Origin of the sequence: Nesterenkonia halophila, assembly GCF_009467795.1 — a bacterium.
Lineage (GTDB): Bacteria > Actinomycetota > Actinomycetes > Actinomycetales > Micrococcaceae > Nesterenkonia > Nesterenkonia halobia.
On sequence record NZ_WIAX01000016.1, the window covers coordinates 1 to 13,845 of the forward strand.

At 68.9% G+C, this 13,845-nt stretch carries 15 protein-coding genes; 8 read left to right on the forward strand and 7 right to left on the reverse strand.

The window, feature by feature from the left end; translation table 11 throughout:
- Window positions 1-368 precede the first annotated feature (368 nt).
- The 8 genes from GCL72_RS08295 (at window position 369) to GCL72_RS08330 (ending at window position 8,036) form a co-directional block, all read left to right on the forward strand.
- Entirely contained in the window at window positions 369-1,019 is a 651-nt protein-coding gene (locus GCL72_RS08295; protein WP_170289598.1) for a GntR family transcriptional regulator, read from the forward strand.
- Between the two features lie 268 nt (window positions 1,020-1,287).
- Entirely contained in the window at window positions 1,288-2,400 is a 1,113-nt protein-coding gene (locus GCL72_RS08300) for a TRAP transporter substrate-binding protein (protein WP_170289599.1), read from the forward strand.
- Window positions 2,397-3,026: a TRAP transporter small permease gene (locus GCL72_RS08305; protein ID WP_170289600.1), complete on the forward strand. Its 630-nt coding sequence runs from the start codon at window positions 2,397-2,399 to the stop codon at window positions 3,024-3,026. The genes GCL72_RS08300 and GCL72_RS08305 overlap by 4 nt, the downstream gene beginning before the upstream one ends.
- Window positions 3,019-4,290, forward strand: coding sequence for a TRAP transporter large permease (locus GCL72_RS08310; RefSeq protein WP_153144253.1), 1,272 nt, complete (start codon window positions 3,019-3,021; stop codon window positions 4,288-4,290). The genes GCL72_RS08305 and GCL72_RS08310 overlap by 8 nt, the downstream gene beginning before the upstream one ends.
- Before the next feature lie 81 nt (window positions 4,291-4,371).
- Entirely contained in the window at window positions 4,372-5,154 is a 783-nt protein-coding gene (locus GCL72_RS08315) for an SDR family NAD(P)-dependent oxidoreductase (RefSeq protein ID WP_153144254.1), read from the forward strand.
- Between the two features lie 52 nt (window positions 5,155-5,206).
- Window positions 5,207-6,091: a sugar phosphate isomerase/epimerase family protein gene (locus GCL72_RS08320; protein WP_153144255.1), complete on the forward strand. Its 885-nt coding sequence runs from the start codon at window positions 5,207-5,209 to the stop codon at window positions 6,089-6,091.
- A 32-nt stretch (window positions 6,092-6,123) separates the two neighbouring features.
- A complete protein-coding gene (locus GCL72_RS08325) occupies window positions 6,124-7,020 on the forward strand; it encodes a transketolase (protein ID WP_153144286.1) in 897 nt (298 codons plus the stop codon).
- Window positions 7,017-8,036: a transketolase family protein gene (locus GCL72_RS08330; RefSeq protein WP_153144256.1), complete on the forward strand. Its 1,020-nt coding sequence runs from the start codon at window positions 7,017-7,019 to the stop codon at window positions 8,034-8,036. The genes GCL72_RS08325 and GCL72_RS08330 overlap by 4 nt, the downstream gene beginning before the upstream one ends.
- A 129-nt stretch (window positions 8,037-8,165) precedes the next feature.
- Here the strand turns inward: GCL72_RS08330 and GCL72_RS08335 are convergent, their stop codons facing one another.
- From GCL72_RS08335 to GCL72_RS08365, 7 genes are all read right to left on the reverse strand, one after another.
- Entirely contained in the window at window positions 8,166-8,642 is a 477-nt protein-coding gene (locus tag GCL72_RS08335) for a flavodoxin domain-containing protein (RefSeq protein ID WP_153144257.1), read from the reverse strand.
- Between the two features lie 45 nt (window positions 8,643-8,687).
- On the reverse strand, window positions 8,688-10,058 hold the full coding sequence (locus GCL72_RS08340; RefSeq protein WP_153144258.1) for a dicarboxylate/amino acid:cation symporter: 1,371 nt from the start codon (window positions 10,056-10,058) through the stop codon (window positions 8,688-8,690).
- A 288-nt stretch (window positions 10,059-10,346) separates the two neighbouring features.
- Complete coding sequence (locus GCL72_RS08345; RefSeq protein WP_153144259.1) at window positions 10,347-10,775, reverse strand: hypothetical protein; 429 nt, start codon at window positions 10,773-10,775, stop codon at window positions 10,347-10,349.
- Window positions 10,776-10,840: 65 nt separating this feature from the next.
- Window positions 10,841-11,794 carry a hypothetical protein gene (locus GCL72_RS08350; RefSeq protein ID WP_153144260.1) on the reverse strand — a complete coding sequence of 318 codons (954 nt, stop codon included), beginning with the start codon at window positions 11,792-11,794 and terminating at the stop codon, window positions 10,841-10,843.
- A 51-nt stretch (window positions 11,795-11,845) separates the two neighbouring features.
- Window positions 11,846-12,544: a TPR repeat domain-containing protein gene (locus GCL72_RS08355; protein ID WP_153144261.1), complete on the reverse strand. Its 699-nt coding sequence runs from the start codon at window positions 12,542-12,544 to the stop codon at window positions 11,846-11,848.
- Window positions 12,541-13,308, reverse strand: a complete 768-nt coding sequence (locus GCL72_RS08360; RefSeq protein ID WP_153144262.1) for a hypothetical protein — start codon at window positions 13,306-13,308, stop codon at window positions 12,541-12,543. Before GCL72_RS08360 ends, GCL72_RS08355 begins: the two co-directional genes overlap by 4 nt.
- 118 nt (window positions 13,309-13,426) lie before the next feature.
- A complete protein-coding gene (locus GCL72_RS08365) occupies window positions 13,427-13,792 on the reverse strand; it encodes a hypothetical protein (RefSeq protein ID WP_153144263.1) in 366 nt (121 codons plus the stop codon).
- Between the last annotated feature and the right edge of the window lie 53 nt (window positions 13,793-13,845).

The following is a 13,845-nucleotide window of genomic DNA, read 5'->3' on the forward strand; positions in this document are numbered from 1 at the left end:
GTCGCGGGTGGTCAGGCGGTAGTCGCCGGGGCCGTGGACGACGACGGCGCGCATCGTCTCCGGCAGGGCGGAGTCCGCCGAAGTCTCGCTCGGGCGGGTCTCGGGGGCGGTGCTCATGGATACTCCTCGGGGAATGCCGGTGAGTCGGCAGCGACAGGGATGGCGACAGTGATGACGCCAGTGACCCACATCTCATGAGGCGAGTCACAGATTCCATGCTACGACGATCCGCACATGCGTCAAGCACATATGTTCATGCAGGTCAGCGACCTTCCGTGCACGGCGATTCTCAGGTGCGCGCCGTCGGATCGACATCCGAGCGAGCCGTCGATAGTCGACAGTCGACACTTGCCCGCTACGCTGGAGACATGTCGACGAAGAGTCTGCCGAAGCTGTCCCGCACCACGCTGCGCGAACAGGTGCTCGAATCACTCCGCGGAGCGATCCTCGACGGCACCTTCACTCCGGGCGATCACCTGGTGGAGACCGAGCTCGCCGAGAGCTACGGAGTCTCCCGCGGCACCGTGCGCGAGGGACTCCGCTCCCTGGAGCAGGCCGGACTGGTCAGCAGCGACCCGCGCGGCCAGGTCCGGGTGCGCCGGCTCGACGCCGCCGAGATCCGCGAGATCTTCCAGGTCCGCGCCGCACTGGAGTCCCTGGCCGTCGACGAGATCATCGCCCGCGGCGAGGCCGGCGCGGCCGCCGCGCAGCTGCGCGACCTGCTGCCGCCGGCCAAGGGCGACGCCGTCGACTATCTCGAGCGCCTGCGCCGCGACCTCGCCTTCCACCAGCGGATCTGCGAACTCTCGGGCAACGCGACACTGTTGGACACCTGGAAGGACCTGGAGGATCGCATGCGCGTGGTGATGTTCTCCCCCGGGCAGGGCGACCCCGTCGACATCATGGACTCCGACCACCACAGCCCGCTCATCGAGGCGATCGCCGCCGAAGACCGGACTGCCGCCCGCAGCGCGTTCTTCTCCCATATGGACGACGCCGCGCGGCGCTGGAGCAGCTGACCGCGCCGCCCCTTCCCCGCCCCCCCGCACGAGACCCACGGGCCGCCTGCCGCGAGCAGGCGGCCCGTCGTCGTCTGCGCGCCCTGATCACGCATCCAGTCGACAACCATCTGGTGACTGTTGACAGTCAACGTCTAATCGCGCAGGATGGTGATCCGCACCACGTGACGGCAGGCACGCCCTCGCTCCGGAGGACCGACCGGCCGCACATCGACTCATCCCCGCGGGCGGCCGCCGTCGCCCGCTCCCACCGTCGAGGAGGTCACCGGTGACACCCTCATCACCTGCCCCGGGTCGCGACGCCGCACTCGGGAGCCCATCACCCGCCGCCCGCTCGCTGACCGGCCCTCGACGTCGTCTGCGCCGGACGCTCGTCGCGGCCGCGGCCGTCGTCGGCCTGGTCTCGCTGCCCGCCTGCGGGACGGCGACCCCCGGCTCCGAGGACGACTCCCGCCGCCTGCTGCTCGGCCACGGCGCCGCACCGGGCAATCCCCGCTCGATCGCCGCCGAGCAGTTCAGCGAGCGCGTCGCCGAGGAGACCGACCAGCGCCTGGAGGTCCAGGTCCTCGGCTCGGAGGCACTCGGCTCGGATTCCGAGATGCTGCTCTCCGTCGCCTCGGGCACTCTGGACATGTCCGTCAACTCCCAGGGGCCGTTCACCTCGATCGTCCCGGAGGCCAACCTGGTCGGTCTGCCGTTCCTCTTCGAGGACAGCGCCCACGCCTACGAGGTCCTCGACGGCGAGGTCGGCGACGCCCTCGCAGAGAAGGCCGAGGAGCGCGGCTACCACGTGCTCGCCTGGTGGGACAACGGCACCCGCGACATCACCAACAGCGTCCGGCCGATCGAGTCGCCCGAGGACGTGCAGGGCCTGAAGATCCGCACGCCGGACGACCCGATGACCATCGACATCTTCGAGTCGCTGGGCGCTTCGCCGACGCCGATGGACTTCGGCGAGCTCTACCTCGGACTGCGCCAGGGCGCCGTCGACGGCCAGGAGAACCCGGTGGTGAACATCCACTCCTCCTCGCTGCACGAAGTCCAGGAGCATCTGGCGCACACCGGGCACAAATACGAGCTGAACCCCTTCGTCGTCTCCACCCAGACCTGGGCGACGCTCTCGGCGGAGGATCAGCGCCTGCTCACCGAGCAGGCCCGCGCGGCCCGCGACCACCAGCGCGAACTGATGGCCGAGCAGACCGAGGAGATCAACGCCGAGTACGCCGAGACCCTCGAGGTCACCGAGCCGGACCGCGACGCCTTCCGCGAGGCGACCCGCGACGTCTACGCGACCTGGCGGGAGAAGCACCCGGACTTCTACGAGCAGATCACCGCGGCCGCCGACGCGACCCGCGACGACCACCAGGAGGAGGACCAGTGAACGACACCGCCCCTCGCCGCGCGGCGCGCGACGGCGAGCGCTTCCTCTCCGACGCCGACCTCGCCGCCATCGACCGTCCCGACTTCGAGGTCGCGACGCCGCGCGGCACCGACCCCGTCAATGAGGCCCTCCGGCGCCTCGGAGCGACCCTAGCCGTCGTCTCGCTGCTGATCGTCTGGGCGCTGCTGCTGCTCTCGGTCGGGCTGCGCTACCTGACCGGCTCGTCGATGGACTTCGCCACTGAACTTCCCGCCTACCTGTATCCGTGGATCATCGCCGGCGGAGTGATCGTGGCCATGTCGCTGGGCGGGCACATCGCCGTGGACTTCCTGATCACCCGGCTCCGCCCGGGCGCCCGCCGCGGCGTCGAAGTCGGCGTCTGGACGGCCTCCGGACTGCTCTTCGCCCTGGTGACGATGCTGTGCGTGCCGCTGCTGGGCCCGTTGGTGGAGCAGGTCACGCCCATCCTGGGCTGGCCGCGCATGGGCAGCTTCGCCGCCTTCATCCTGATGACCATCGCACTGACGGTGCAGAGCCTCGCGCGAGCCGTCCACATCGCCCGCGGCGGCTCCGAAGCCGTCCCCGGTCCCGCGGGATCGGCCCCTGAGGAGGTCCACGGTGTCTGAGATCCTGATCGCCCTCGTCGCGCTGCTGGCGCTGTTGGCCGTGGGGCTGCCGGTGGCCTTCGCCATCCTGGTTTCGACCCTGCTGGGCCTGCTGCTCATCGGCGACTTCCCGCTGCAGGTGGCCGCGCAGGCCTCCTTCCAGCCCACCGGGGACTTCCTGCTGCTGGCCATCCCGTTCTTCATCCTCACCGCCGATCTGCTGGCCAACGGCACGCTCGGCCGGCAGGTCATCGGCCTCGCCACCCGACTGGTCGGCCGCTTCCGCGGCGGCGTCGGCCAGTCCAGCGTGGTCACCTCGCTGGTCTTCTCCGGCGTCTCCGGCTCGGCGGTCGCCGATGCCTCCGGACTCGGCCGGGTGCTCATCCCCTGGTCCAAGCAGGTGGGCTACTCCCCCTCCTACGCCGCGGCGGTGAACTCCTCGACGTCGATCCTCGGCGTCATCATCCCGCCGTCGATCCCGATGATCCTCTTCGCCGCGACCTCCGGCGCCTCCGTGGCGGCCGTCTTCGCCGCCGGCGTCGTGCCCGGGCTCATCCTGGCGGTCGGCATGCTGATCGCCTGCTGGTACGCCGCCTTCAAGCACGGATTCCCCCGCGTGCGGGCGAAGCTGACGCCGAAGCGGCTGGCGAAGGATCTGCTGCTGGCCCTGCCGGCGATCGTGCTGCCGGTGCTGATGATCCGGCTGGTGCTGCTCTACGGCGTCGCCACCGTCACCGAAGTCTCGGTGCTCGCCGCGCTGTATGCGGTGGTGCTGCGGCTGACCATCTACCGGGACCTGTCGCTGCGCAGCTTCATCCAGTCGCTGGTCTCGACCGCCTCGGCCACCGGCGTGGTGATGCTGCTGATCATGACCTCCTCGGCGCTGAGCTGGCTGCTCACCGTCCAGGAGGTCCCGCAGCAGCTCGCCGACCTGGTGCTGGAGAGCATCGGAGCGCCGTGGCTGGTCGTCCTGGCGATGATCGTGCTGCTGCTCCTCGTGGGCATGTTCCTGGACATGTCGCCGGCGATCCTGCTGCTCACCCCGGTGCTGATGCCGCTGGCCGGGAGCATCGGCATGGATCCGGTGCACCTGGGCGTGGTCATGGTCCTCAGCCTCGCCGTGGGTCTGTTCACTCCGCCGGTGGGCACCACGCTCTACATCTCCTCGTCCATCGGCGAGGTCCCGGTCGAGCAGACAGTGCGGGCGCTGCTGCCGTTCTACGCGGTCGCGCTGCTGGTGCTTCTGCTCGTCGCCTATGTCCCCTCGTTGCTGGTCACGCTCTGAGCGCCGGCCGTGCACTCCGACCCCCGCAGCACCCCTGAAGACAGCTGAACCCAGCTGAAGACACCTGAGGAAGGAAGACGCATGTCCCACCGCACCACCGCCCCCGATCCGCAGCGCACCGCCGTCGTCACCGGCGCGGCCTCGCCCCGCGGCATCGGCCGCGCCACGGCCCTCCGCTACGCCGAGGAGGGCTGGGCCGTGGCTCTGCTGGACCTCGAAGGCGACGGCGCCCGCGCCGCGGCCGAGGACATCGCCGCGCGCACCGGCGTGCCGACGCTGGGCGTCGCCGCCGACGTCACCTCGCGGGACTCGGTGTTCGCCGCGGCCGAGTTCGTGCGCTCCGCTGAGCTGCCGCCCGTCGGCGCGCTGGCGACCATCGCCGGGATGCCTTCGCCGGTGCCCTTCCTCGAGGTCGACGAGGAGCTCTGGCACAAGGTCCTCGACGTCAACCTCACCGGCACGTTCTTCACCTGCCAGGCCTTCCTGCAGGACATGATCGACGGCGGCTACGGCCGCGTCGTGACCATGTCCTCGGTCTCCGCGCAGCAGGGCGGCGGGGTCTTCTCCAAGACGCCCTACTCCGCGGCCAAAGCCGGCGTGCTGGGCCTGACCCGCTCGCTCGCCCGCGAGGTCGCGGAGCACGGCATCTCGGTCAACGCCATCTCTCCGGGGGTGGTCGACACCGACATCCGTGCCGAGGACTCCGACGAGGAGAACGAGGCCCGGCTGTCCGAGTCGGTGCCGATGAAGCGCCAGGCCTCCGCGGCGGAGATCGGCGCGCTGGCAGTCTGGCTCTCCGGCACCGAGGCCGGCTACATCACCGGCGGCACCCACAACATCAACGGCGGAGCCTACATTGCCTGATCCGCGGACACCGGCCGAACAGCAGAGGCAGCAGGAGGCGCTCCGAGACCGGGTGGGGATCTCCACCATCAGCTTCCGGCAGCTTGAGCTGGACGAAGCCCTGGAGATCATCGCCGGGCTGGGCACCGTCGACGTCGACCTCGGGGCGATCCCGGCGGTGGTGGACCACATCCCGGTGCCCTACGCCGGCGAACCGGCGACTGTCGCCGAGACCCTGTCGGGCCACGGGCTGCACGCCGGGGCGGTGAACGCCGACCTCGGCGACTTCAACGACCCGGCGCTCTCCGCGGCGGACCTCGCCGAGGTCGCGCGGCCGCTGATCCGGCTGGCCGCGGCCTCCGGCGGAGCACTCATCGTGCCCGCCGGCCGGGCGAGCTGGGAGCCGTTCGCCGACGTCGAGGAGGACCTGGCCCGCCTCGTGGCCAACCTCGAGCGGCTCGCGGCGCTCTGCGCCGAGCAGGACGTGCGCCTGCTGGTCGAGGTGCTGCACCACCGCCGCTTCGTGCACTCGGTCCAGCGGGCCCAGGCGGTCCTCGACGCGCTCGGTCAGGAGACGGCCGGACTGCTCTTCGACGTCTCGCACATCGTCGCCTCTGCCGAGGACCCGGTGGCCTGGCTGCGTCGCTGCGCCGCGCGGGTGGAGCGGGTCCACCTGCGCGACGCGGTGCCGGGGGATCTGAACCTCGGCATCGGCCGAGGTCAGGTGGACTTCCCCGGCGTCATCGGCGCTCTGGAGGACGCCGGCTACTCCGGCAGCTACATCCTCGAGCTGGAGACCCACGACGTCGCCGAGGCCGACCGCGAGGCCGACGCCGCCGACGCCCGACGGCGCATCCTCGCGATCCTCGCCGAGCACGCCTCCCCCAGCTCCCGCGACGCCGCGGGCCGCACCGTCGGCGGAACGTCCCCCGCCTCCGTACAGGAAGGATCTCTATGAACACCGCACCGCAGCCGGCCGCGCGGGCCCCGATGGGCGACCGCGGCCTGGACGTCAGGATCAAGAGTGCCCAGGAGGCCGCCCATCGGATCCGGCTGGGCGTCCTCGAGCAGGGCGAGGCCCAGGGCGGCGGCTACGTCGGCCAGGGGCTCGGCGTCGCCGACGTGCTCGCCGTCGCCTACACCGACCAGCTGCGCCTGGACCCGGCCGATCCCGAGTGGGAGGACCGCGACCGATTCCTGCTCTCCATCGGCCACTACGCCCTGGCGCTGTACTCCGCACTCGCCGAGGCCGGGACCATCGAGCGCGAGGAGCTGGAGAGCTACGCCGCCGACGGGTCGCGACTGCCCATGTCAGGCATGTCCACCTACACCCCGGGCATGGAGATCTCCGGCGGCTCGCTGGGCCACGGTCTCGGCGTCGCCGTCGGCATGGCGCTGAGCCTGCGGCATCAGGGGCGCGAGGAGCAGCTCGTCTACAACCTGCTCTCCGACGGCGAGCTCGACGAGGGCGCCACCTGGGAGGCGGCGATGAGCGCCTCACATTTCCAGCTGGGCAACCTGGTCGCCGTGGTGGACATGAACGGCATGCAGGCTGACGGACCGACTGCCGAGGTGCTGCCCACCGAGCCGCAGGTCGAACGCTGGGAGTCCTTCGGCTGGCACGCCCAGCGCGTGGACGGCAACGATCCCGAGGAGCTGATCCGCGCCTTCGACGCCGCCCGTGAGCAGGCCGACGCCACCGGACGGCCGCACGTGATCCTCTGCGACACCGTGATGGGCAAGGGGGTTCCGATGCTGGAGAGCCGGGAGAAGCTGCACTTCATGAAGATCGCCGACGACGAGTGGGGCCTCTGCAAGGAGCAGCTGGCCGCCGGCCGCGCGTCTGACGCCAATGAGTCCGACGAGACCGAGGAGGACGTCCGATGAGCACCTCGAGCACTTCGACCACGGCCGCGCAGGCGCCGAAGCGGTCGGCCGCGATGATCGCCTCGATCGCCGATGCCGGCGTGGAGACCACCCGCGCGCCCTTCGGCCATGCGCTCAACGCCGTCGCCGCCGACGACGAGCGCGTCGTCGGGGTCACCGCCGATCTGGGCAAGTACACCGATCTGCACGTCTTCGGCGAGGAGCACCCGGACCGGTACTACCAGATGGGCATGGCCGAGCAGCTGGCCTTCGGAGCCGCGGCCGGCATGGCCCAGACCGGGCTGCTGCCCTTCGTGACGACCTACTCGGTCTTCGCCACCCGCCGGGCCTACGACTTCCTGTGCCTGGACATCGCCGAACCGGGTCTGAACGTCAATGTGATGGCCGCCCTGCCGGGCCTGACCACCGGCTACGGCCCTTCGCACCAGGCTTTCGAGGACATGGCGATCCTGCGCGGCATGCCGGATCTGACGATCGTCGACCCGGCCGACGCTCTCGACATCGAGCAGGCCGTCCCGCAGCTGGCCGCCGCTCCCGGCGCCAGCTACACCCGCCTGCTCCGCGGGGCCGTGCCGCGGGTGCTGCACGAGTACGACTACAGCTTCGAGCTCGGCAAGGCCAAAGTGGTCCGCCCCGGCGAGGACGTGCTGCTGGTCTCCAGCGGCCTGATGACCATGCGGGCGCTGCTGGCCGCGGAGAAGCTGACCGAGCACTCGGTCGACGTCGCCGTGCTGCACTGCCCGACGATCAAGCCCTTCGACGCCGAGACTGTGCTGGACGCGATTGACACGCCGCGAATGACGCTGACCTGCGAAAACCATACTGTGGTCGGCGGCCTTTTCGAGTCCGTGGCCGCAGCGATGGCCCGGCGGCCGGTCGGCAGGCCGGTCACCCCGATCGCCCTGCCGGACGAGTTCCTCGACGCCGGCGCGCTGCCGACGCTGCACGACCGCTACGGGCTCTCCACCGACGCGGTGGTCGCCCGCGTGCTCGCCGAGCTCGACGCGCAGGGCTGACTCGGCAGACCGAGTGATGGCTCTGGAGTTCGGGCCTGAACTCCCTCGATACGAGAGAGAATCCGGCCCGAGCTCCAGAGCCATCGCTGTATGCGGGGCCGGAGCCGGGAGCAGAGCCGGCCGACGAGCTCAGCTCACGCCGTAGGCCAGCAGCGAGTTCGCCCAGTCCTCGATCGCCGGCCAGTCGCGCAGGTCGGCGTCGGTCGGCGCCTGGGCGACCTTCAGCTGCAGCTTCTCGACGAGGCTGAGCTTCGACGCGTCGATCGCCCCGAGGAAGTAGACCACCTCGCGGTGGGGATGCTGCTTCAGCCGCGCCTCCATCGAGGCGTCCAGCACCGGGCCGCCGCCGACGGCGAAGAGGAACAGCGGCTTGCCGGACAGTTCGGTGCGGTTGCTGTCCAGGAACATGGTTCCTGCCCCGTGCAGCTTCTGGCGGTACACCGGCATGCCGACGACGACGTTGTCGGCCTCGTAGAGCCACGGCCCGGCCGCCGAGACGTCCTTGGCATGGGCGGCGACGCCGCGGGCGCTCAGCGTGGTGGCGATACGTTCGCCGATCTCCGCCGTCGAGCCATGCTTGCTCGCCGTGACGACCAGTGTGGTCATGGGGTCCTCCGCCTTTCGCCAGGGCTTGTGCGTCTGAAGACGAGCCTATCGAATCCGCGGACTCCCAGGCGCCTCCTCCCGCTCGACGGCGGAGCCCGGCCGTGCTCTTCCGGCATCCTCGGCGAGCATCCCCTTCTCGGTCTTCGCGATGACGCGGGTGCCGGTCAGGTCGCCGGTGACGTTGCAGACCGTCCTCCCCATGTCAAGGATCGCGTCGATGCCGGCGACCAGGGCGACCGGGCCCATCGGCAGCCCGGCCGAGGTCACCGCCATGGTGAGCATGATCAGTCCCGCGCCGGGGACTCCGGCGGTGCCCACGGAGGCCAGCACCCCGACGGCGGCGACGGTGGCCAGCTGCGCGAGGGTGAGCTGGGCCCCGGTGACGTCGGCGACGAAGACGGTGGCCGCACCGACGTAGATGGCGGTGCCGTCCATGTTGATCGTCGCGCCCAGCGGCAGGGTGAAGGAGTAGACGCCCTTGCCCACGCCCAGCTTCTCGGCCGCCTGGCTGGTGACCGGCAGCGTCCCGCTGGAGGATCGGGTGACGAAGCCGGTGAGCATCGGCTCCTTGGCCGCACGGAAGAACCGGCCGATCGGAGCGCGGAAGAGCAGCAGGATCACCGTGTAGACCACGATCTGGACGGCGATGCCGCCGTAGACGACGCCGGTGAGCTTGGCCAGCGGCAGCAGCGCGTCGGCGCCGGTCTCGCCGACCACCACGGCGATCAGTGCGAAGACGCCGATCGGCGAGTACTGCAGCACGCCACGGATGATGAGGAACACCAGCTCGACGCCGCCGTCGACGACGCGCCGCAGGTCCGCGGCGAGCGAGGAGAGCCGCTCCTCCCCGCTGTCCTGCAGGAAGGCCAGGGCGACGCCGGCCACCAGCGCGAAGAACATCACCGCGAGGACACGCCCGTCGGCGAGGGCGGCGAAGATATTCTCCGGCACGATGTCGGTGATCACCTGGGACAGCGGCGGCGCGGACTGCTCCTCGACCTCCTCGGTGCCGTCCAGGGTCAGCCCGGCGCCGGGCGAGATCAGCAGCGCCAGCCCGATGCCGGCGGCCATCGCGAAGGCGGTGGTCACCAGGTAATAGATGAAGGCCTTGCCGCCGATGCGCCCGAGCGTCGTGGGCGAGACGGAGGCGACTCCGGAGACGAGGGTGAGGAGGATCAGCGGCATGACCAGCATGGACAGCAGCCGCAGGAAGATGTCACCGAGCGGTTCGATGACCGTGATCGGCTCGCCCACCGTCAGTCCGGCGACGACGCCGAGCACCAGTGCGACGGCGAGCTTCCAGATCAGCGGGATGTCCAGATAGCGTCGCCACAGCGAACGGCGGGGCGGCTCTCCGGAGGGGCCTGAAGGATCGGAGGGGTCGGCGGCGGAGGTCGTCCGCGTATCGTCGGCCATGCGTCATCACTCCCCGAGGACCGTCCGGGATCACCGTCGATCCCCGTGTCGGCAACAGGGACGGACGACAGTGTGACACAGGTGACAAGCGAGGACCCGGGACACGCCAAACACACTCTGACCTGGCCCTGCCTCTCAGAATGGCCGACAGGATCTCAGACTGCGGGTCGTGCCGCCTCGCACGTCACCGCGAGATTGACGGCGTCACTCATCAACTTCCAGAGGGCCGTCGAGCTCCTTCTCGAGCATCTCCTGACTCGTCGACTGGACGCACCTCCAATAATCACCTCATCCCTGATCGCCACCAACATCACGTGTCACTCGCGCCATCGCATCGTCCCGCTCAGGAGCGACCTCGACAGGGACACTTCGGACGTCCAGGGTGGCCGGCGCTCCATCCTGAATCGTGCGATCCGCCCACTCCGGCAGACGCTTCATCGCCTCATCAGTTCCGATCTCGCCGCCTTCGATCTGCTCGCGCAATTGCTCCACCTCGCAGAACAACCGACCGTGCGCCGGCGCGTACGCACCAGGATGATCCGTCACCTCGTTGCAATACCGCGAGTCGCTCCCGGAACAGACATGCCGTCGATCATCGATGCTCAGTTCGGGTCCTCCGCACGAAGCGAGACCCACGACTCCGATCGCTCCTGCCGCGGCAAGGACAGAGAGCCGGTGAACGAACCGTCGACGACGCAGCCTGAAGCTTCGATCCATGCTCCCCTCATCCCGCGCCAGACACCCGCATCGCTCCGCCGTTGATTCAACGCCCTCCACCGGGACTATTCGCCCATTTGCAAGGGCTGCCCCTCCGCGCTCTCGACGACCTTATGGCTCATCTCATCCCCGCACTCGGTGACCTCGTTCCCGTCGAACGAAGCACCGAGCTCTTCCACCGCCACACGCAATTCCTTCTGGCAGCTGAGGACATCGGCGGCAGGAACCTCAGAAATGCGCACGATGGTCGGCTGCCCACGCCTGAAGCCTCCATCTGCCCAATCCGGAAGCTCATGAACCATGGCCTGGTGGTCGACCCGCCCTTCACCGATGAGTCGACGAACCTGTCTCACTTCACACAGAAGCGCTCCATGGCTGACGCTGTACGCCCCATCGTCGGCGCGCGTGCTGCAGCACCAGCGAACATCCTCCGAATCTCCGCAGACGCTGCCCTCATCGAAGTTCAGATCATCGGGCTTGGTGCATCCAGACACAACGATCAAGGCGGACATCAGAGCACCACAAACGTCTGCCACAGCCCTACGACTCTGCGTCATGGTCGGCACCCGCCCTTGGGACCCCTCAAGCAGAGATGACAAGTAGTCACCGTCTTCATCAACGCACCCATCGACCTTATCCTTGTACTGTTGAGCGAATCGCCCCGCAAATTCCTCAACTTTTTCATGCGATATTTGGTCAGATCCTTCATATCGATCATGGAGACGCTCACTGACCACCCGATTATAGGGATATACTGAATTGTTCGGGTGAACTACTATCTCCCATTGATCGCCGACATATAGCCCGACTCCTGACATGAGATTTCGAAGATCCTCCAGAACATGAGCATTCGGGCGAGCAACCTCCGAGAGATCAGGGACCTCCTCGCCACCCAGGGCCTGCATCATCCAGCCCTTAGCTCGGGCTTCATGCAATTCGCGGCGATGCGTCGAGTCCACGTCGGACCCTAGGTCGACGTCATCCTTCGATGCTCCGAGTTCATCCATCTCCTGGGTCACGCAGTCACCGAACGTAAACACAGGATTATTGAAGACGATTGACGCGACACATTAACCGACCCTAAAAGCCTCAAGGATTCTCTCTTCGGCCTCAACATTTTCGCCATGCTTGTGCATCTCCGCGTTGAACGGGCCTCCTTCAAGCTTGCCCTGGAGGATGGCCATGTTCGTCTCGTGCGGCGCTCCACCAGACTCGCCAGTCACGTACATTTCAACGAGTCGTGCCTGGTACGCCTGGATAGAGGCGGAAATCTTGGCCGATGCCGCATCATCTGTCCCCACGAGCATCTTGACTCTGACCTGATCGTCACTGTCGAGGAGCTCCCCACCGGTCTTGCCTTCCGGCACACTGAACTCCTCCAGATTGGCCGCTGCCGTCTCGTAGAACGTTTGAGCAAAGACAGGATTGACCTCCAGGGAACTTCCCTGCGCTCCTCCGAGCATTTCTCTGAACGGACTCGATGAGCTCGTCACACCCGCATCTGTCGTGGCCACAGCACTCATCAAGCCGTACCAGGCGTCTCCAGAATGACCTGAGAGTTCGCTTCCGGAAGCGATCCAGTCGATCAGACCAGCGACGGCGGCGCCGTCATCCTCCCAGTTCCTGTCGAACACGTTCGCGACGAATCGGCTCGAGTCGAATGAATCGGGAAGCTCCGCCCCGTCGAATCCGTCGACGTCCCCGCTACCCGCGAGCAGCGCGGCCGATGCCGACTCGTTGCGTCCGGCCAACCCCAGAGCCGTCGTCAACGCGCTCTCCGGCACACCAGGGTTGGCTCCCGCAGCAGAATCGGCCCGCGCGCGTTCTCCGCATGCAGAACGTACTCGGCCGCCATGGCGAGGTCCGTCGCCAGATCATCTCCGGGGCTGCGACCTGAGTCCGCATGCTCGAGGAGCGGCATCAACTCGCGGAATGCGTCGAAATCGACCGCACCGTCAGGGTGCTGCGCCGCCTCCTGCACACCCTCCGGCAGCTCGTCCCAGCCTCCGCCGCAGTCCTCTCGGGACAGCGTCAGCAGTCCGTCGCTGATCTCCCTCGACCGACCGAAGGCCTCGGCCATCTCGTCGGCCATGTCCTCATCGCTGAGCGCCTCCTCCACGGTCACGGCATCAGTCTCCCCGTCCGAGGGGTCGAAGGCGCCTCCCCGCCCGCCGAAGAGCGCCGAGCCGATCGCGGAACCGGCACCGGCCCCGAATCCGAGGCCGACCCCGCCGAACCCGGCCCTGGAGAACGCGCCCGAGCCCGCGCTCTGCGGCAGCACAGCGGCGGAGAGCACCCGACTCTGCTGCTCGATGGTCTCGGCGGCCCTGGACTGAGCCTGCTCCCAGCGATGGCGCAGCGAGGCGACGTCCCAGGCGAAGTCCTGGATCTGCAGGCTCTCCGCGTCGACGTCGTCGTCGGCGCCGGCATCCTCGACGTCGCGGGCGGCCTGCATGCCGGACCAGGTGCTCTGCTGCTCCTCGACGCCGGCGCGGGCCGCCTGCACCGCGGCCCGCCAGGTGTCACATGTCACAGTGCTCGCGCAGCGCGGACCACGAACCGCTGATCTCGGGCACCTGGGCCACTGTCACCCCGTCGGTCCCGGCCCGTCCTCGCACGAACATCGGCTGGATCTCCCCTCGCGTCCTTCGTCAGCGGCGGCCGAACTTGGACGGATCGAACGTGCCGCCGCCCACGCTCCAGCCGGCCGTCCGGGACGCGGCGGCGGCGCCGTCGGCGGCCATCTGATCGTCGCCGGCGGAGACCTGGGACAGCGCGTCCTGCACCGCCGCACTGCGCAGGTCCGACTCGTCGAGCACCTGGCCGGCCACCGATTCGGCGAGCCGGCAGAATGCGGAGAAGGCCGTCGCCGCAGTCTCGGCGGTCCCGAAGAGGGGCTCCGCAGTCCCCGCGGCGGACTCGGCCGCCGCCTTCTGCCCGCGGGCGCCCGCGTTCAGCCCGCCGACCTGGTCGAGGATCCCTCGCCCCAGCCCGGTCGGTACGTCGAATCGCACCATCGTCGCCGTGTGCTCCCCTCGTCCCGGCGCTCGCACCTCCATGACGCGACCAC

Coding starts and splice junctions, on each gene's coding strand:
- GCL72_RS08330 (WP_153144256.1), top strand. CDS start 7,017: ATGAGCACCTCGAGCACTTCGACCACGGCCGCGCAGGCGCCGAAGCGG.
- GCL72_RS08335 (WP_153144257.1), bottom strand. CDS start 8,642: ATGACCACACTGGTCGTCACGGCGAGCAAGCATGGCTCGACGGCGGAG.
- GCL72_RS08315 (WP_153144254.1), top strand. CDS start 4,372: ATGTCCCACCGCACCACCGCCCCCGATCCGCAGCGCACCGCCGTCGTC.
- GCL72_RS08325 (WP_153144286.1), top strand. CDS start 6,124: ATGGGCGACCGCGGCCTGGACGTCAGGATCAAGAGTGCCCAGGAGGCC.
- GCL72_RS08345 (WP_153144259.1), bottom strand. CDS start 10,775: ATGGATCGAAGCTTCAGGCTGCGTCGTCGACGGTTCGTTCACCGGCTC.
- GCL72_RS08340 (WP_153144258.1), bottom strand. CDS start 10,058: ATGGCCGACGATACGCGGACGACCTCCGCCGCCGACCCCTCCGATCCT.
- GCL72_RS08295 (WP_170289598.1), top strand. CDS start 369: ATGTCGACGAAGAGTCTGCCGAAGCTGTCCCGCACCACGCTGCGCGAA.
- GCL72_RS08365 (WP_153144263.1), bottom strand. CDS start 13,792: ATGGTGCGATTCGACGTACCGACCGGGCTGGGGCGAGGGATCCTCGAC.